The organism is Ideonella azotifigens (assembly GCF_021043325.1).
Lineage (GTDB): Bacteria > Pseudomonadota > Gammaproteobacteria > Burkholderiales > Burkholderiaceae_C > Ideonella > Ideonella azotifigens.
The window spans coordinates 12,343-30,753 of sequence record NZ_JAJNKD010000017.1 but is presented as its reverse complement, the minus strand read 5'-3'; the positions used below and the strand labels follow the sequence as shown (position 1 = coordinate 30,753).

Below are 18,411 nucleotides of genomic sequence, written 5' to 3'. Positions count from 1 at the left end.
GTGCACGGCTGGCACTCCAAGGTGCTGGCTGCCGCAGCCCTGCTTGAGGCCCGCCAGTCCGAAGCCGAACTGCGGCTGCTGGCGGAGAACGTGGGCCTGGACTTGCAGCGGGCCGTGGGCGAGCTGATCCGCCAGGCCTGCGAGGCCGTGGGCTGGGACGCCGAGCGGCTGCGCGGCTACCGCTGCAAGGTGCGCTACCCGATATACGGCTCGCAGATCGGCATGGCCTTTTCGTTGCCGGACTGAAAGGGACGGCGGTTTTGAAGCCCTGAATTCAGCCGTGTAAGCAGTGGTTTTGCCTGCCTTCGAATGGCCGGCTGAACCTCACAATGCGTCGCGATCGCCCGGGGTTTCCGGGCACCAATTTCGCGCCAGCGCTGGCTCGTCACGCGGGAAGGCATGCATGGGCTGTGAAGTGTCGTCAGGGTGGGTTGCCAGGTTCTGGCGCCGGGTCGGGTTCGCCTGGCTGGCGGCGGCCATTGCGGCTGCTGCGGCTGCGACTGCCCGGGCGGCCGAGCCGGTCACGCTGGCGGTGTCGCGCACACCGCTGTCGCTGCCTGTCTACGTGGCGCAAAGCCAGGGCTACTTCGCCGCCGAGGGGTTGGACGCGCGGCTGATTGACTGCATTGGCGGCCACCGCTGCATGCAGCTGATGCTCGATGGCCAGGCCGACGTGGCCACCGCCGGCGAGCTGCCGGTGGTCTTCAATGCCTTCAAGCGGCAGGACCATGCCGTCATTGCCACCATCACCACGACGGCCGACGACGTCAAGCTGGTGGCACGCGGCGGCAACGGCGCGCCCGCGCCCAAGGCACTGCAGGACCTGGCCGGCAAGCGCGTGGGCGTGGTGGCCGGCACCTCCAGCCAGTACGTGCTGGACCTGGCCTTGCTCACCTCCGGCGTGGACCCGCGCGGCGTCACGGTGCTGCTGCTGCAGCCCGAGGAGATGCTGCCCGCGATGCGCGCCGGCAAGGTCGACGCGGTCTCGATCTGGGAGCCGTTTGCCCATTCGATACTCAACGGCCTGGGCGGCGAGGCCAGCGTGCTGCCCAGCGCCGGGGGTTACCTGGGCACCTTCAACCTGGTTGCCCAGCGCCGCCTGCTGGTGCCGCGGGACGCGATGCTGCAGCACCTGCTGCGGGCCATCGACCGCGCCGAACGGCTGATCCAGCAACACCCCGCGGAGGCCCAGCGCCTGCTGCGCGAGCAACTGCAGCTGGCGCCGAAGTCGGCCGAATGGGCCTGCAAGGGCCTGAGCTACCGCCTGGGGCTGGACCAGTCGCTGATCACGACCATGGAAGGCCAGGCCCGCTGGGCGCTGCGCGAGGGCCATGCCAGCGGCGAGCTGCCGAATTTCCTGGGCCTGGTGCATGCCGGGCCCTTGCGCCAGGCCGTGCCGAATGCGGCCGGTTCGCTGAAGTAGCCGGCGGGCAGGAAGGTACAGCCGCATGCGCATCCGCTTCCAGCTGCAGGCCGCCATCGTGCTGTCGGTGCTCGTGAGCCTGGGCACCGTGTGGGTCGTCGCAGCGACCGACCGCGCCGAGGACGGTGCCAGCCGCACCCAGGCCCAGGCGCAGCTGATGGCGCACGAGGTCACAGGCCTGCTGGTGCTGACGCAGGAATACGCCCGCCATGCCGAGCCGCGTGCGGCCGGGCAGTGGCAGGCACGCATGCAGGCGATCCAGGCCGCGCTGGCCGATGAACATGCCTCGTTTGCCGACGGCCCGGCCTTCCAGGAATTAAAGGCGGTGGCCGATGCGCTGCCGCCACTGTTCGACACTCTGCAGGTGGCCTCGGCCCAGTCCGACGCCTTCTCCGAGCGGCGCAAGGAAATGGTGCTGGACCGGCTGCTGACCAACACCCAGGCGATGAGCGACTACGCCTACCAGTGGCACCAGGACGCGGTGCAGGAGCGGCTGGAGGCCAGCTCGCGTTTCCGCCTGGCCGCGCTGGGCGGGCCGCTGCTGATGCTGCTGGTGGTGATCGGCTCGGCGCTGGTGGTGCGCATGAGGGTGCTCAAGCCGATGCAGGCGCTGGAGCGGGCCACGCAGGCCGTGGCCAGCGGCGATCTGGCCACGCGGCTGAACAACCCGGCCAAGGACGAACTGGGTGACCTCGCACGCCATTTCGACCGCATGACGGCCTCGCTGGCCGGCAGTGGCGAGCAGCTGCGCCAGTCCGAAGCCCAGCTGCGTGCGGTGACCGACAACGTGCCGGTGCTGATCACCTACGTTGACCGCGACCAGGTCTACCGCTTTGCCAATGCCCATCACCGGGTGGTCTTCGGCGTTGAGCCCGAGCGGCTGCTGGGCCGCTCGCTGCAGCAGTTCTGGGCCGACGACAAGGCGGCATATGCGCAGATGCGGCCGCCGGCCGAGGCCGCGCTGCGCGGCGAGTCCGTGGTCTTCGAGAGCCTGCGCGGCACGCCGCGCGGGCCGCGCCATTTCCAGTCGGTCTACCTGCCGGACCTGGACGAGCGCGGCCAGGTGCGCGGTTTTTACGCGATGACCACCGACGTCACCGAGCGCAAGCAGGTGGCCGCAGCGCAAGCCATCAGCGAGGAGCGGGTGCGCAACATCCTGCGCCACGCGCCGGACGCATTCGTCAGCCTGGACATCCACGGCCGCATCACCCGCTGGAACCGCCAGGCCGAAGCCACTTTCGGCTGGCGCGAGGCCGAGGTGCTGGGCCGGACCATGCACGAGCTGCTGATTCCCGAGCGCCATCGCGCCGCCCACCTGGCCGGCTTCGAGCGTTTCCGCGAAACCGGCGAAGGGCCGGTGGTCAACCAGCGCATCGAGATCACCGCGCTGCACCGGGACGGCCACGAGATCCCGGTCGAGCTCTCGGTTGGCGCGGTGCGCGAGCCCGAGGGCCATGTCGCGAATGCCTTCCTGCGCGACATCTCCGACCGCCTGGCCGCGAAACAGCAGTTGCAGGCGCTGGCCCGGGTCGACGTGCTGACCGGCCTGCCGAACCGGCTGCAGTTCAACGAGCGCCTGCCCGAGGCGCTGGCCCGGCGCCAGCGCAGCCGCGCGGCCCTGGCGCTGCTGTTCCTGGACGTGGACCACTTCAAGTCCATCAACGACTCGCGCGGCCACGCGGCCGGTGATGCGGTGCTGGTGCAGTTCGCCAGCACCGTCTCGGCCTGCGTGCGCAAGACCGACAGCGTGGCCCGCCTGGCCGGCGATGAGTTCGTGGTGCTGCTCGAAGGCCTGCACAACGAGGCCGAGCCGCAGGCAATTGCCCGCAAAATCGTGCAGGCGGTGAACCGGCCGATGCAGGTCGAGGGCGAGCTGCTGCAGGTCTCGACCAGCATCGGCATTGCCTACCTCGCGCCCGAGGCCTTGCCGGTGGAGGCTGCGGCCTTGCTGGCCCGGGCCGACGAGGCGCTGTATGCAGCCAAGCGCGGCGGGCGCAATGGCTTTCGCATGCTGGCGCTGGCGGCGTCCTCTGCAGAGGACGCGTCATGAAGCGGGCACTGGTGGGCATGCTGGCCGCATGGCTGTTGGCCGGCTCGGCCGTGGCGGCGCCACTGGTGCTGGCCATGTCGCGCGGCTCGGTCACACTGCCGGTCCAGGTGGCGCAGGACGAAGGTTATTTCGAGGCCGAGGGGCTGCAGCTCAAGCTGCTGCCGTGCAACAGCGGGCGCGAGTGCGCAGAGGCCGTGCGCAGCGGGCGGGCCGACCTGGCCACCGCATCGGAGCTGATCGTTGCCTTGAGCGAGCGCTACGACCTCAGCATCCTGGCGACCATCAGCGCCTCGTCGCACCAGATCAAGCTGATCGCGCGGCGCAGCGCCGGCATCCGGGCTGTGCGGGACCTGGCTGGCAAGCGTGTGGGCACGGTGACCGGCAGCTCGGCCCACTATTTCGTCGACAGCCTGCTGCTGTTCAACGGCATCGACCCGGCAGGCGTCAAGGTGCAGAACTTCGACCCCACGCAGCTGCCGCAGGCGCTGTCGGTGCACGAGCTGGACGCGGTGGCGATCTGGGAGCCGCTGGCCTCTTTGACGCTCAAGCAACTGGGCAGCGACGCGCTGGTGCTGCCCAGCCCGCGGGTCTACACCCAATACTTCAACATCGTCGCGCCGCAGGGCCTGATGGAGCGGCGCGGGCCGGACATGCGGCGCGTGCTGCATGCGCTGCTGCGCGCCGAGCGGTTCATGGCCCGGCATCCCGACGAAGCCAGGCGCGCCATGCAGCGCATGCTGGACATCGACGCGGCCCAGGCCGATGCCTACTACCGCGAGCAGGACTACCGGGTGCGGCTGGACCAGGCGCTGGCCGCGACCATCAGCGCCCAGATCCGCTGGGGCATGGCAGCCGGTCTGCTGAAGGGCCGGCCGGCACCGCCGCCCGGCGACCCGGCGCTGGCCCCGCGGCTGATCGCGCCCGAGCTGCTGCGCACGCTGTCGCCTGCGGCAGTGACACTGGTCAACTGAGCCTGGGGCCAGCCCGCGGCCACCTGTTGGCCCCGGGGTTGCTGCCGCCGCGGCGCTCCCGGGCAGGTCTTACTTCGAGACCTTGAGCGTGATGCCGCCGGGGAAGTACTTGCTCAGGTCATCGCCGCCGCCGAGCTTGTCGCTCTGCAGCAGCACGTTGTTCTGCGCGCTGTCGATCACGAAGACATTGAGGATCTGGTAGACGCCAGGGGTCTGGTCCGAACGCAGCTGGGCCAGCGCGCGGAAGGTGGCGCTGTCCTGGCCGACCTGGCCCACGTGGCCATGCAGCTCGATGGTGTCCACGCAGTCGGCGAACTGGTTGGCCAGGCAGAACTCGACGATGGCTTCCAGCACGCCGGCGACCGCACCGTTGCCGGTGTCGGCGGTGCCCAGCTTCACGCTGGCATAGGGCAGCGTACCGGTCGGGGTACCGGCGGGCGGCGTGGACAGCGAGAGCTTGGGCGTCTCCACGCTGCCGCTGGTCAGCGTGGGCGGCGTGATGTCGTAGCCCTTGGTGTTCTTCACCGCGAAGCTGGTGCGGCCGCCCAGCGGTGCGATGTCCTCGGGCCAGTACATCTTCATGTTGAAGTTGCCGTCGGACAGGAAGACCGAATCGACCTGCCAGGTGCCGGGCTCGGAGAAGCGGCTGAACGAAGGCGTACCCAGCAACTGCGCGCCGATGGAAATGCGGCCATCGACCTTCATCTGGCCGTACATGGTTTCCACGCGCTGCACCATCTGGCCCGACGGGCCCTTCAGGTTGATGATGTAGGTCGTCAGGCCCGACATCTCGTCGGACATCGTCACGTCCAGGTCTTCCTTGGGATTGACGGACTGCGCGTTCACGTCGCCCACCAGCGAGAAGCGGGTCAGCACCGGTGCGGTGTTGTCGGCGGTGCCGGCGGCCTGGGCCGCGGCATGCTGCTGGCTTGCTTGTTGCTGGATGGCTGCCATGCGCTGGGCCGGCGACTGCATGGCGGCGGGCAAGGGGCGCGCTGCCACGGCCTGGCCGCCGATCAGGGCGGCAGCGGCGGCCAGGGCCAAAGAGGTCGAACGGGAAACGGTCATCTCAGCAAACTCCATGCATACGGTCGGGAACAGCTACCGGGTGGTGGCCAGGCGGGTGAGGTTGGCACTTCCGCCTGGCTCGGGTTGGCGTGCTGTGCCGGCCGAACATGAACGAGAAGTGAATGCAGCATATCGATGTGTCGGAATCAAGGCAACAATTCTGAAAGAAATTCTCAGAATATTTTTCCGTCTGGTCGCGGTATGCTGGTGACATGAACTCGGACATCCCCCGGAGCCGTTTGGCCGACGTGGCGCTGCGTCAACGCGCCGAGGCCACCGGTCTGGCCTTGCAGCATTCCATCGATGCGTTGCTGGGCCAGCTGGCGCGTGCCGGTGCCCGCGACCAGAAGGGCCTGCAAGCGGTGCTGAAGCTCAGCCAGTCGGCCGTCAGCCGCTTGATGACGTCCACACGCAGCAGCGACCCGCTGGCCACGCTGTTTGCCATCCCCGGTCAGGAAGCGCTGCGGCAGATGCTCAAGGGTGCCGCGCAGCACGGCGCGACCAGCGACGCCATTGCGCGGGTCGATGAAGCGATCAGCGGCTTCGAGCGTTTCATCGACGTGGACATGGGTGACCGCGCGACGCTGGAGGCCGTGCTCAGCGACTGGGCGCAGGAGTCCCGCGCGACCTTCGAGCTGCGCCACAAGACGGCGGCCTTCAAGTCCGTCAGCGCCCTGCGTGGCGTGCAGGCGCAACTGGTGCTGAACACCGGCATCCTGTACCCGTCCGCCACCAACCCGACCTACCACGACTGCATCGGCATTGACGCGTTGCTGGGCTGCCGGCGCACCCGGCCTTCAGGCGTGCTGCGGGTCTGCAGTTCTTCGATGGCGGCCGATGGCGCGCACTTCACCGCTTCGGGCATTGGCGGCCAGGCGGTTCACAACATGGCCGACATGCTGCTGCCGCAGTATTCGACCATCTCGACTGACGAGATCGAAGTGGCCAGCCACGGCCACATCGTCGAGACCGCGGTTTCCGGCCTGCCGTTGGGGCGGGCAGATGGCCACGGCGGCGACCTTGTCTTCGCGATGCTCTATCGCAACCTGCACCGTGCACGCCGCGGCAGCGGCGGCCCTACTTCGGGCCTCGGCGGACAGGCCGAGCCGCCATCGGAGGCCTACATCGTCGATGCGCTGCTGCACGAGGATGTCTGGCCTGGCGTGGTGCCCGAGGTGCGGCTCTACGACACGGTGGTGCGGGGCATTGCCCATCCTGACGACCCGGCGCGCGTCGGTGATCGGCTGGACATGCTGGAAAGCGTGCAGTTTCTCGGCCGCGGCCCTGCCGCGTTCCGCATGCCTGAGTTCCCGCAATATTCCGAGTTGATCCGCCACGTCTGCGAGACCCAGGGTTGGGACGCCGAGCGGCTTCGCGGCTACCGCTGCAAGGTGCGCTACCCGATCTACGGCTCGCAGATCGGCCTGGCGTTCACCTTGCCCGTCTGATCTGGCACGTGCGGGACCGTGGCCTGACCTTGCGCTGATCCGCTGGCGTTGCCGGCGCACCCGCGAACCCGCCCGGCGGGTGGCTCGGTGTACTCACCGAGCCGGGTGCCCCATCACTGCGCCATCAAGACGTACTCGTGCTGCGCATCGCGCAGCGTCAGCGTGCGCTTGTCCCCCTTCTGGCCAACGACGAATTCCACGCCGCTGAAGCCCGGCACCAGGGTGGACAGGGTGGTCGTGCCATCCGGGTTCTGGCGCGTGGCCATGTCGCTGTCGAATTCGCCGAAGTCGAAGTGCAGGCGATTGCCGATGCGGCTGACCTCGATCGCGCCAACGGCGGCGTTGACATATCGCTTGGCCAGCTTCGCAGCCACCGCCGGGTCGGCCGGCACCGTCAGCAACTTGCGCTCCACCGCCAGGTCGTCGTAGTAGGCCTTGGCCTGCGTCGCGACTGCCGCGTCAGCCTCCGGCTTGCCATCGAACAGCACCTCCAGCAGCTTGCGGCGGAACTGGCTGCGGATCACCCAGCCCAGGTCGCCATTGGTCAACACCACCGCGCCCACGCCATGCTCGGGCAGCCACATCATGTCGCTGTGGTAGCCGATCATGTCGCCGCCGTGGTGCACCACCGGCGTACCGTAGACGGTATTGACCTCCAGCCCCATGCCATAGGTGAGGTCGGTGCTGACGGTGACCTGCGGTGCACGCCGGGCCAGCAGCGCCTCGCGCGAGACGTAGGTCTTGCCGTCCGGCAGCTTGCCCTCCGCCAGTTCCATCGAGACGTACTTCAACACGTCGTTGACCGTGCTCCAGCCGGCACCGGCCGGCCGCATCGGCACGATGGACAGGTTCATGCGGCGCTCGGCGGCAACCATCCTGCCGTCCTCGTCGGGCGCATGCGGCATCGCGGTGTTGCCCACCTGCGCCGCCGCATAGTCCAGCGTGGTGCGGCGCATGCCCAGCGGGTCGAAGACCAGGGCCTGCATGGCCTGGTCATAGGCCTGGCCGATGGGCAGCGCCGGGTAGGCCACGTGGCCGCCGATGTAGCCGGCCGCAGCCGCCATCGGGTTCGAATACTGGAACAGCTCGCCAAAGCCGCTGGTCGGCTGCATGGTGCCCAGCAGCTTCATGGCGCCTTCGGGCGTCAGGTCCTTGAACTCCAGCAGCCATTCCAGGTCCTGCCGCGGCATGCCGGTGCAGGCGCAGATCAGGTGCTTGACCAGCACCTGCCGCGTGGTCTCGGGGCTGCCAAGCTTGAACGAAGGCAGCAACTGCGTGGCCGGCGTGTCCCAGCCCATCTTCTTCTGGTCGACCAGCTTGGCGAGCATCAGCGTGGTCATCGCCTTGGTGTTGGAGGCGATCTGGAAACGCGTGTCGGCGTCCACCTTCTCCGGCTGGCCCAGCGCGCGCACGCCCAGCCCGCCGGCAAACACCAGCTTGCCGTCCTGCACCAGGCCGAAGGCCACGCCAGGCACCCGGGTCTCTGCCATCGCCTGCTGCACGAACTGGCTCAGCATGGCCATGCGCTCGGGCGTCAGCGGCGCTGCCTTCTTGCCGGCGAAGCTCTCGCGCTCATAGCCCTTGGGCAGCAGCTTGCCGAAGATCTGGCTGAGCTGCGCGCCGCGTTTTTCGCCAACGGCGTTGGCAATGTCCGCGATCACCACGGTCCACGCGCCGTTGGCGCGCTGCACCAGCGCGCTGACCCCACGCTCCTCGTTCGGGCTGGTCTGGTACACCAGGTTGCGGCGCTCGCTCCAGCCGTCCTTGGCGGCCACCGGCGAGGCCAGGCGCAGCGGCCATGGCGCGCTGCCCTTGTAGGCGGCCCAGGCCGCGGCGACTGCTGCGTCGGCATCGGCTGCATCGGCCACGTCCATCAGCACCACAAGCGAGCCGCCCTCCGGCGCTTCCAGCAAGGTGGCCGAGCCGCGCTGGCTCAGCTTCCAGCCCTGCGGCGCCAGGAAACGGTTGCCGGCCGTGGTCGTGCTGGGCGTGTCGGCGGCCAGCGGTGCGGCCGCCGCCGCGGCCTGCGCCAGTGCGGCCTGTGGCAGCCCAGCCCCGACCGTGCCCAGCAGCAGCGCGGCTGCCGTGGTCAGCTCGCCGAGCATGCGTGTGCGTGCTTGTCTCATGCCATCCTCCTGTGGTGTCGCCGGGCCGGATGACCCGCAGCGGCGGGCCATGATGCCAGCGCGCCGCGCCAGCGGCGAGCCGCAGATTGGGGGGACACGCGCCACCATGAAAAAGGCGGCCTCGCGGGCCGCCTGGATCAAACGCTTCGGCGCAAGTTCAGCGCATCAGGCTGTAGCTCAGCGGCACGAAGCGGTAGCCCTTGCCTTCGGCGCGCAGGTGGCCCAGGCCGGGAAAGGACAGGTGGGCCGCGCCAACCAGCTCGCCGGTCTTCGCCGCCTCGGCATAGGCCGCCTTGCGCTGCACCGCGGCGGACTTCGAGTCCGAGTCGAACTCGATGGTCACCGAAGGATCGTCGAACTGCACCGCGGCCACGTGCATCAAGTCGCCCCACAGCACCAGGGTCTGGCCATTGCTCTCGATCTTGTAGGTGGTGTGGCCGGGCGTGTGGCCGTAGGCGGCGTGGCCGCTGACGCCGGGCATGAACGTGGTGTCGCCGCTGAAAGGCGCGAACTTGCCGGCCTTCTGGTACGGGCCAATGGCGTTGATCGGGCCCTGGAACGAGCCCTTGTTCTCCGCCGTTGCCTTGTCCAGGTTGGCCTGGCTGAGCCAGAAGTCGGCGTCACGCTGGTCAGCATGCACGGTGGCATTCGGGAAGGTGCGCTCGCCATTGCCGCCCAGCCCGCCAATGTGGTCCGGGTGCATGTGGGTGATGAAGATGTCGTCGACCTGTTCGGGCGAGTAGCCGGCCGCCTTCAGGTTGGCCAGCAGCTTGCCCGTCGTCGGGCCAAACAGCCCGGCCGCACCGGTGTCGACCAGCACCAGCTTGCTGCCGGTGTTGATCAGGTAGGCGTTGATCGAGGTTTCCACCGGCGCCTGCTGGAAGTTGCGCGCCAGGGCCTTGGTGGTCTTGGGCGCGGGTTCATGCAGCAGCTTGTCCACCGGCAGGTTCACCGTGCCGTCGGACAGCGCGGTGATCTCGAAGTCGCCCAGCATGACGCGGTAATAGCCAGGGGCGCTGGTCTTGACCTGTGGCGCTGCCGCGTGCGCGGCCGGCAGCAGCGCGACGCTGCCGGCGGCAGCGACGATGGTGGAGATGGCGGCGCGCAGGATGGCGCGGCCGGCGCGCGCTTGGCGTGCTTGAAATTGCATGTGGGATGCCCCTTGTGAGTTGTGGTTCGCTGAGCTTGCCAGGCCGCAGTGCTTGCCGACACTGGCATCAGGTCGGGGGGCACGCTAGCCCAGATGGGTTGACCCGCTGCGGCGTGGGGATTCAAGCAGCTCGGAATTCCCAAAAGTCAAGGACAAAAAAGGCAGATTCAGGTTGCCGCTTTTTACCGCAATCCAGTGCCAACCCAGGCGCGACAAGGGCTTGGCGCGGCCGTCACCGGCTTATCCACAGGCTTGTCCAACGTCACTGGGGACTGACCCGAGGAACAGGCCGGAAAGCGTGCTCTTTTTTACAGCAATGTGACAGTTCGCCTTGTGCATCAAGCACTTGCGACGGCCGCCAAGCGCTTGTCCACAGGCTTGTTCAGCGAGGATGGGGGTTGTTTTTGTGAAGTAAGGCATAACTTGGCTGGTTCGCCTCGTTATGCCTAAACGCAAAATTCGCCACGTTATGCCTGAACCCAGCCCCGTCGGTTCGCGTAGGGGCTGGCGTTCTTCGCTATCCTTCCTGCTCTGCGACGAAGCGATGCTCGAGAATCTCGGCCGCGACGTCATGCCAACCTGCGGCCTGGGCGTAGCGTCCCATTCGGTCAATGACCTTCCCTGACGCATCGCGACGCTGGGACCCGGGAACCTCCGAAGGCTTCATCTTCCAGGGCCTGAGAGGCCGGTGCCGGGCACGCGCAAGCTGGGCAATGAAAGCTGCGATCCGGAAGCCCCCTTCATCGACATCGCCCCAGTGAAAGATCTGCACGTCGGCGGGAAGTGAGGCCAGCAGGCGGTCGTACATGGCACTCCAACTGGGAGAAGGCATGCCGCCGGTGTAGATCAACAGGTCTTCGGCGTCGCTCGATGCTCGGGCCAGTGCGGAGAACGTCGTGAGGTTCTCGATCGTGATCACCTTGGCCGGTACGGAAGCGAGACTCAGGATCGCCTCGGCCGGGAGCGCGCTGTAGGGCATGTCGAGGACCGCAGTCACGCGTGAGCGCTGGACCACGACCTTGCCGGCGAGTCGTACCGGCTGTGGTTCCTTGTAGAGACCCAGCTCCTGCAGGACCTCGGTGGACTCGCGCGACTCTCCGTCGATGCTGCCGGTCAGCAGCACATCCATTTCCGGCACGAGTTTTTCCAGGCGCTTGCTGTTCCTGAAGATGCGCGCGCTGGCATCTCGTAGTGCGGTCTCAAGGCTTCCAGCACCGACGACCGCACGGCACCACCCGATGGCCTTGCAGGCGTCGGTCCAGTCTGCGTAGTTCTGTGGCCCGCTGCCCCGCACGGTCTTCAGCGAGGCCCATCGCTCGACGACCTCGCCCAGCACAGGGAACTCGGCATGCCAGGCCTGGAGTCGCTCGGCGGCGCCGCCGACCACGGCCGACGCGGTCTCGGTGCCCAGCAGGCCGGCGAGCTTGGAGATGTCGACAAGCTCGACACGCTCGATGAAGCCGTCTCGGTTGCCTGGCGGCCAGTAAAGGTGGATCGCCCCGATGGCCTGCGCATGCTTCAGGGATGCGTCGAACTCCTCCTTCTCGGGCAGGGACCGCAACGCCTGGTACTCTTTCAGATGGCGTGCCGTCAGGCTCGGCATCTTCTTCGCGACACCGGCCACCTTCCGGTCCGCCTGGCGGAGGAGCTGCTTGAGGGCGTCCCTGGCCAGTTCCTTCATGACGCTGCGGCAGGTGCCGGGCCATGGGTGCCCGCTTGGGGCTTGCTTGCGTACATGGTCGCAAGCTCCTCATCGACCAGGTTCGGGTTGAATTCGGGCAGGTCCGAACGGAAGAGGTCCCGGACCTCCTGGCTGATCTGGTGGCCTTCGAGCACGACGATGTTCGAATCCGAGTCGCGCATGATGTCGTAATAGTCGGTGAGGAAGGCCGTGAGGGTGCCCAGAGCCTCGCCGGTGCTGGCCATCAGAACCTGCAGCCGCAGCTCTTCGAAGTAGCGCATGGTGGCAGTGATGTTGCGCGTGTCCATCTTCATGAACGCCTCATCCAGCAGGATGAGGCGCAGGCCGCTGTCGTCTCCGGCCTGCAGCTGGTAGGCCGAAGCGACGGCGGCACCGGCGATGACATACAGCGGCGCGCGGTGTTCCCCGCCCGAACCGGTATGCACTCGCTGGCTCAGCAGGCCAACACGAATCGGCGTCGGATTGCCGGGCGACTCACGAAGCACCTCGATATCGAAGTCGAAGAACTCGCGGTAGTCGTCCAGCGGCGACTTCACGGCGCGCGAGGCTTCCGCCTTGTCCTTCAGGAGCTCGTCGAAGGCCGGTGGCATCTCTCCAGCACCGCCCAGCAGGTCGTCGACCGGCCCATGGACCGCCACGTCCTTGATGAACTTCAGCAGGTTCTCGAAGGCCGGCCGCGTCTCCTTCTTGAACCGGTAGCGCTCGCCATTGGTGAAGGCCGGCGCTGCCGCCAGCGCCGTGTTCATGCGGGTCATGGTGGTCTCCAGCCAGGTGATGTGCTCGTGGAGGTCGAGCGCAACGTTGCTGCGGAAGGTGCTCTTGGCCGCCTCCATCGCCTGGGCCATCTCCTGCTTTCGATCTGCCAGGCCCGTCTCGTTGAGCGCGATTACGTGTCGGCTGATGTATTCGGCGGCGGCGCGCCAATCCTGGGACTGCGCCTGGACATGCTGTTCATTGAATTCGAGCGTGAACGCCCCGAAACCCAGCAGGCCCTTGTTGCGGGCTTCGTTGAAGTTTCTCTGGGCATTCTGCTCACTGCTTGCGGCAGCGTTCTGGATGGCGCCAAAGTCCTCGCCGAACCTCTCCAAGAGGCGATCCCAGTGCACAGATGCGAAATCGCTGTCGTAGCCAGGCAGTGTTCGGGCCGCATCGGCGCGATGGCCCGCCTGCTCCTGTTCTTCGCGACGGCGTTGGGTCGCCTCCTGCTTTTGGTCGTGGAAGGTCTTGGCGCCGCCGACGTGGGTGCTCGCAGCGGCAACCTCCTCGTTGGCAAGGTTCACAGCTGCAAGCGCCGAATCGGCGGCCTCCCTGAGGCGCAGGTACTCGGTGGTGTCGAGCGCGGCGAGACGCTGCTCGAAGTCGGCAAGGCTGGTCTGCTCTGCAGCCAGGCTTGACGCGGAGCGCTGCAGCGCAGCGGCGTTCTCGTTCTCGTCGCCAACGTAAAGGCTCAGCAGCCCCATGTCCGCCTTGAGTTGTTTCTCCTCCTGCTTGCGCGTGGCAAGGTCGCGGGCTAGTTCGTCCAGGCGCTTGGTGACGGCCTCACGCATCTTGCTCATGTCCGGGCCAATCTTCAGCATGATCGGCGAGACCGGCTGGATGCGATCGAGGTCGCCATCGGCGATGCGCATTCCGTCGGTGGTCAGCGCAAAGCTGTGCCGCATGCAATCGTCCACAGTGTCCGCGCGCATGAAGCGAAGGTGTTTGTGGGCAAACGAGATCGCGCGCGGATCCGAGCCGGTCACCAGCTCAGCCACCCAGCCCGGTGTCAACGGTCCCAGGTCGCGGATAGTGCTGGAACGGACGATCTTGACCCCGTAGATCTGCGTGGAACGGTAGAGGTTGAACGCTTCGCGCTCGTCGCGCCGCTCGACGAGCAGTGCCTGGACATTGACGCGGCCCAACTGGGCTTCGATGATGGGTTGCCAGTGTGCGTCGGTCACTTTGAGAAGATCGCAGATCGGCGTGGACTGGATACCCACTTCGGACAGGCGACGCTGCAAGGACGACACGTGCGAGTCCAGCGGCGGCTTGCCGGTAGCGATACGGCGCTGGTTCTCCTCCGCCTCCTTCTGCTCACCCTCCAGCGTCCGGATCTGCGCCGCGACGTCCATCAGCTCCTTGAGCATCTCGTTGCTCAGCACCTTAGCGGCCCGGCAGGCCTGCCTGACCACCACGGTCAGTGCTTCGCCATCCTCGAGACTGCCACGGTCGAGGAATCCCTGGATCAATTGGCGCGCGATGCTGAGCTTCTCGTCACAGTCGGGGACGGCCTTGCCCATGACAGGCGTGCCAAGCGCGCGTTTCAGGCCTTCGAGGGTCGCACGGATCTCGCCCCGCTGCTGGGCCGCGCGGGCGCTGGCTGACGAGATCGACTCGTTGAGGTGGACGCTCTGGCCGTGCGCCTGGTGCTGGTCACGGTGGGTCGCCGCAGATGCTGCCAGCAGCTGAAGCTCGTCGCGCCGCCGAATCGCCGCTGACTTGGCGGTCTCGGCGCTGTCGAGCGCCACCGCCGCCTTGCCTTCATCCTCCTCGGCACGGGTCACCGCGACGTTGGCGAGCTCGTGGCCAGCCTGCAGCGCTACGGCCTTCCAGGTGACGGACTTGCGTTCTTCCGAGGCGGCGCGCTCGAAATGTTCTTCCAGCTTCCGGGCTTCGGCCAGCTTGTGCTCGATGGCCGCCACCTTGGCTGCAAGGTCCTTGAAGCCGCGCAACATGTCCAGGAAGGCCTTGGTCTTCGTCGGCCGGGATTCCAGCACCTGGCGCCGAATGATGTCGTCGACCGAATGGTCGAACTTCATGCGCAAGGCGAACCGGAACGCCTGCCGGAACGCATCCGCTCGCGGCAGGCTGCGCTTGCCGCGCAGCCGGAACAAGATGGCGTTGAGGAACTTGCCAGCGTCCGTGAAGAGGATCTCATCGTCCGGCGCAGCCGAGAGCAGAGGGCGTCGCACCAGTTGCTGGCGGAATGTCGGCCAGTCGCGCGGGTAGGGTTCGCCGTCGACCATCTCCAGGTGATCGTCGAGCGTGAGGTCTAACGGGACGAGGTAGCGCCCCAGGATCTCATGGTCCGGCCGGGTCACGCTAGCAGCGATGCACATGCCCGCGGAAACCATGTCCCGGGTTTCGTCGTCAAGGAAGGTGAGGGTGATGTAGGTCGTGGCCTCGTCGCGGGCGCGGCCGTGGCCGGACTTGTCCAGTTCGCCGAGGCAGTAGCTTCGCAAGGTGCGCGTGTTGCTGTTGCCTTCGTCGGCCTGGGCGTTGTAGACGGCGCCGCTGCCTCGGTTGAAGTTGCCGCCGAACATGACGGTCTGCACGGCGTCGAGCAGGGATGACTTGCCGCTACCGTTGGCCCCAAAGATGCCGGTGATCGTGCCGACCTCGACCTGACGCGCCTCGTAGAGGTAGAAGTTGACGACCTTGACCTGGATCAGCTTAAACATCGAAGTCCTCCCCATCCTCTTCGGTGTCCGCTCCGCCTGTCGCGGCATGCGCCTCTGTCAGCGGATCAGTGCTCTTCGCAGAGGCCCACGCAGCCAGGCGCTCAAGCGCTGCTTCGCCAAGCACCTCGACAATGCCGGGACGAATGAGGATCACATAGGGCTGTTCCACGCTGGCCGCGACGACGGCGCGGTCATCGGTTTCGGAGCGGGCAATGCCCCATCGGCGCATGCTCGTGATCAGCGACAGCAGTCGCGTGCCAGATGGAAGTTCACGGCCACCCGTGGACTGTCGGTACTTGATCCCCAGGGTGACCAGGTCGCATTCCACTTCGCCGTCTTCGTTGTGGTTCGCGATGCGTGATTCCTCGTCATGGATCTTGCGCAGGACCAACGCCAGCAGCGTCTGCTCGACCGTGGCAGGCTGCTTGACGCGCGAGGGGATCGCGCAGACGTAGCGCAGGTTGGTGTTGAAACGCAGAACGATGCCCAGCGGTGCCAGGGCCCGCTTGAACTCGGCGTCGAACTCGCGGACGAGGCCGTATGCCGTGCGGCTCCTGCGGTCGGCCTGGTAAAGCACCTGCTCCGAGATGAGCCGGTAGGCAATCGCCTCGAAATCCTCTTCGCGAACGACGCCCTTGGTCGCTTCCTCTGCCTGGGTCCAGAAACTCACTTCTTACTTTCCTTGGATGTCGCGATATCGAACGCCACATGGCTGATCGCACCCTGCACGTCGTCGATGCCGGTGCGCAAGATCCTGAACTTGTTGACCGTCAGCCGAGCGTTGGCCTTGAGCTGCGCGCTGTTCGAACCCACCGCGGCAGATACTGTGCACAGCGACTGAAAGGCCCTGACGTTCTCGATCGATCCAACGTCGAACTTCGTGCTGGCCATGCGCTCGCGGCCGTCCAGCTGCCGGCGGATCAGCTCGGCCAGGATGGGGGGCGACATGAGGCGACGATTGCGCGCCTTCAGCTGCAGCCGCGCCCGCGCCTCCTGGGTCGGCGACATCACTTGCTTGCGCAGAGCCCTGGGTGGCGCGCGCTCGACCGGCATCTTCGGCAGCATCAGGCGCTCGCCGCACAGGGCCTCTTCGGCAGGGAAGGGAGTGGCGAGAACGTACTCCGCATCGCATTCAGTAACGGCCTTGATGGCGTGGTCGATAAGCTCCTCGAGTGGGCGGGCGGCGCGCAGGCGGTAGTCCAGGAAGGCCATAGCCATGCGGGTCGCGCGGCGCACTTCTTCATCGAGGCGGTCCAGGTACTCGTCGATGTGCGACAGCTCCTCGATCTTGAGGATGTCACGCTGCAGCAGCGCCTTGGCCCGAAGCTCGTCGCCGGGCGCACGCTTGCTGGCGTACCAGGCGAGTACTCGGTTGCGGACGAACTCGTTGGACTGGATGGTCTCGACCATCGCCAGAATCTCTTGCCGACGCGACAACGGGTGATCGCGGGTTCGCAACTCCTTGTAGTCGCCGATGAACATCTTGATGACGAAGTCCTCGAAGAAGCGCCGCACGAACTCACCGGTGGACTGCTGGCCGCTCAACTCCGTCATCAGGTCCCGGACGCTGGTGCCGGCGACCCTGACATGCTCCATCAGCGCCCGGGTCTGCTGGGCGGCCTCCTGCAGCGTGGAGCCGTCCGCGCCTTCCTCGAGCACCAGCTTGATGTTGGCTTCGATGCTTCGCACCTTGCCCGCGACGAAGACTGGGCCAGTATGCGCAAACTCGATCAGTCGCGTCGCGAACTGAGCGACCGCGGGTGCCATGGTGACCATGTCGCGCACGCCGACCTTGTCCACCCGCATCCATCCGCAGTCCTTCAGGCGGTGAAAGATCGCCAGTGCCTGCGCGTTCAGTGGCGTACCCGAGGCAAGCGCACCAAAGCCGTCATCAGCGTCCTCCCAGACCCCCATGTCCTGGAGCTCCTGGGCAATCTCGCGCACGATGTCCGTCATCGTGAAGCCGTTGCTGGGCGGCAGCGGGGCTTCGGGACCGAACCTGCGCGCGTGCAGCGCGCATAGCAAGGTCCAGTACCGCATGCGGTTCGTCGACGCCAACGGCGCGAACAGCCGCTCTGGCAGCACCCGGAACAGCGGTGCGTAACGCTCAGCGACGACTTCCTGTCTGAGTTTCTCGGCTAAGTCGGGAACAACCATTCCTTGCACTCCTCCCTGTTGTCGAGTGCGAGTTGATAGTCAGGAGGCAACTGCCGCTCTACGTCCGTAGCGGCTCGAAGCTCCTGGATGAAGTATGGGACGAGGGGGCCTCGGCACGTCGTGCTGCGCGCGGCCGTCCCGGCGAAGTACTCCCGCCGGACCAGTTGCATCTGTTCCGCTGACAAGGCCGGATGCGCGACGAGGCGCACTTTCACCGAGCGATTCCACTTCGCGTCCTCCGCACTGCGGTGGCTGCTGGCCTCCTCGGTCAGGAGCACATCGCTCATTCGCCCCAGCACGAAGTCCCGGAAATCCCGGCGCTCGAAGCAGTACCCGCGGACGTGCCAGCGGCGACCGGCCCGGATGATCGAGTGGGGCTCGATGACACGTGAGTGGACCGCAGGGCGGCTCATCGACGAGTAGTTGAAGCCGATGCGCACGCCGTCCTTGATCGCCAGGCGCAGTCGCGAAAAGATGTAGGGGGACACCCGCGAGAAGTCCCACGGCAGGATCAGGGCGGAGTCGCCGTCCAGGACGCCGATGTCAGGCTCGGCCCCACCCATCAGTTCAACAGCAGCCGCTTCGCTCTTCTCGATGGCCCGATAGGCGGCGCGGGTCGTCACAAGGCTGCGCAGCCTGCTGTCCCACTCCACCCACTCCGGTCGCGCCTCGCGGAACTCCTTCAGCCACTCCGAAGCGCGGGTGCCACTCAACCCGAACTGCTCCATCAGGCGGGCACGCGACAGGCGGCCTTCCCAGATCAGCAGGCGCGCGACCCGCTCGAGGCGTTCGTCCTGAACGTCTGATCGCCTGTCGCTCACGGCTTCTGCTGGATTGCTGGGGCGTGGCGGCATGTCCTGATTTGTGTACGGTTTT

13 protein-coding genes are annotated in these 18,411 nt (G+C 66.9%); 5 read left to right on the top strand and 8 right to left on the bottom strand.

Annotated elements, in window-relative coordinates; genetic code table 11:
* From LRH25_RS26040 to LRH25_RS26025, 4 genes are all read left to right on the top strand, one after another.
* Complete coding sequence (locus LRH25_RS26040; RefSeq protein ID WP_141289736.1) at positions 1-246, top strand: hypothetical protein; 246 nt, start codon at positions 1-3, stop codon at positions 244-246.
* A 157-nt stretch (positions 247-403) separates the two neighbouring features.
* Complete coding sequence (locus LRH25_RS26035) at positions 404-1,423, top strand: ABC transporter substrate-binding protein (RefSeq protein WP_141289737.1); 1,020 nt, start codon at positions 404-406, stop codon at positions 1,421-1,423.
* Between the two features lie 25 nt (positions 1,424-1,448).
* A complete protein-coding gene (locus LRH25_RS26030) occupies positions 1,449-3,473 on the top strand; it encodes a diguanylate cyclase domain-containing protein (protein WP_141289738.1) in 2,025 nt (674 codons plus the stop codon).
* Positions 3,470-4,444 (top strand): ABC transporter substrate-binding protein, encoded by a 975-nt coding sequence (locus LRH25_RS26025; RefSeq protein WP_231012820.1) that lies wholly within the window; start codon positions 3,470-3,472, stop codon positions 4,442-4,444. The genes LRH25_RS26030 and LRH25_RS26025 overlap by 4 nt, the downstream gene beginning before the upstream one ends.
* Before the next feature lie 69 nt (positions 4,445-4,513).
* Here LRH25_RS26025 and LRH25_RS26020 read toward each other — a convergent pair whose 3' ends face one another.
* On the bottom strand, positions 4,514-5,512 hold the full coding sequence (locus LRH25_RS26020; protein WP_141289894.1) for a hypothetical protein: 999 nt from the start codon (positions 5,510-5,512) through the stop codon (positions 4,514-4,516).
* A 212-nt stretch (positions 5,513-5,724) separates the two neighbouring features.
* Here LRH25_RS26020 and LRH25_RS26015 point away from each other — a divergent pair, with 212 nt between their 5' ends.
* Positions 5,725-6,960, top strand: a complete 1,236-nt coding sequence (locus LRH25_RS26015; RefSeq protein WP_141289895.1) for a hypothetical protein — start codon at positions 5,725-5,727, stop codon at positions 6,958-6,960.
* A gap of 113 nt (positions 6,961-7,073) precedes the next feature.
* On the opposite strand, the gene LRH25_RS26010 is transcribed toward LRH25_RS26015, so the two are convergent.
* The 7 genes from LRH25_RS26010 to LRH25_RS25980 all read right to left on the bottom strand — a co-directional run bounded on the left by LRH25_RS26010 (position 7,074) and on the right by LRH25_RS25980 (position 18,389).
* Positions 7,074-9,086 (bottom strand): serine hydrolase domain-containing protein, encoded by a 2,013-nt coding sequence (locus LRH25_RS26010; RefSeq protein ID WP_231012819.1) that lies wholly within the window; start codon positions 9,084-9,086, stop codon positions 7,074-7,076.
* A gap of 157 nt (positions 9,087-9,243) precedes the next feature.
* Entirely contained in the window at positions 9,244-10,236 is a 993-nt protein-coding gene (locus LRH25_RS26005; RefSeq protein WP_141285189.1) for an MBL fold metallo-hydrolase, read from the bottom strand.
* Positions 10,237-10,753: 517 nt separating this feature from the next.
* Entirely contained in the window at positions 10,754-11,917 is a 1,164-nt protein-coding gene (locus LRH25_RS26000; protein WP_141285190.1) for a Wadjet anti-phage system protein JetD domain-containing protein, read from the bottom strand.
* A complete protein-coding gene (locus LRH25_RS25995; RefSeq protein ID WP_170200732.1) occupies positions 11,914-15,378 on the bottom strand; it encodes an SbcC/MukB-like Walker B domain-containing protein in 3,465 nt (1,154 codons plus the stop codon). Before LRH25_RS25995 ends, LRH25_RS26000 begins: the two co-directional genes overlap by 4 nt.
* A complete protein-coding gene (locus LRH25_RS25990; protein WP_141285192.1) occupies positions 15,371-16,048 on the bottom strand; it encodes a DUF4194 domain-containing protein in 678 nt (225 codons plus the stop codon). The genes LRH25_RS25995 and LRH25_RS25990 overlap by 8 nt, the downstream gene beginning before the upstream one ends.
* Entirely contained in the window at positions 16,045-17,535 is a 1,491-nt protein-coding gene (locus LRH25_RS25985) for a Wadjet anti-phage system protein JetA family protein (RefSeq protein WP_141285193.1), read from the bottom strand. Before LRH25_RS25985 ends, LRH25_RS25990 begins: the two co-directional genes overlap by 4 nt.
* Entirely contained in the window at positions 17,517-18,389 is an 873-nt protein-coding gene (locus tag LRH25_RS25980; protein WP_141285195.1) for a WYL domain-containing protein, read from the bottom strand. The genes LRH25_RS25985 and LRH25_RS25980 overlap by 19 nt, the downstream gene beginning before the upstream one ends.
* Positions 18,390-18,411: the final 22 nt, after the last annotated feature.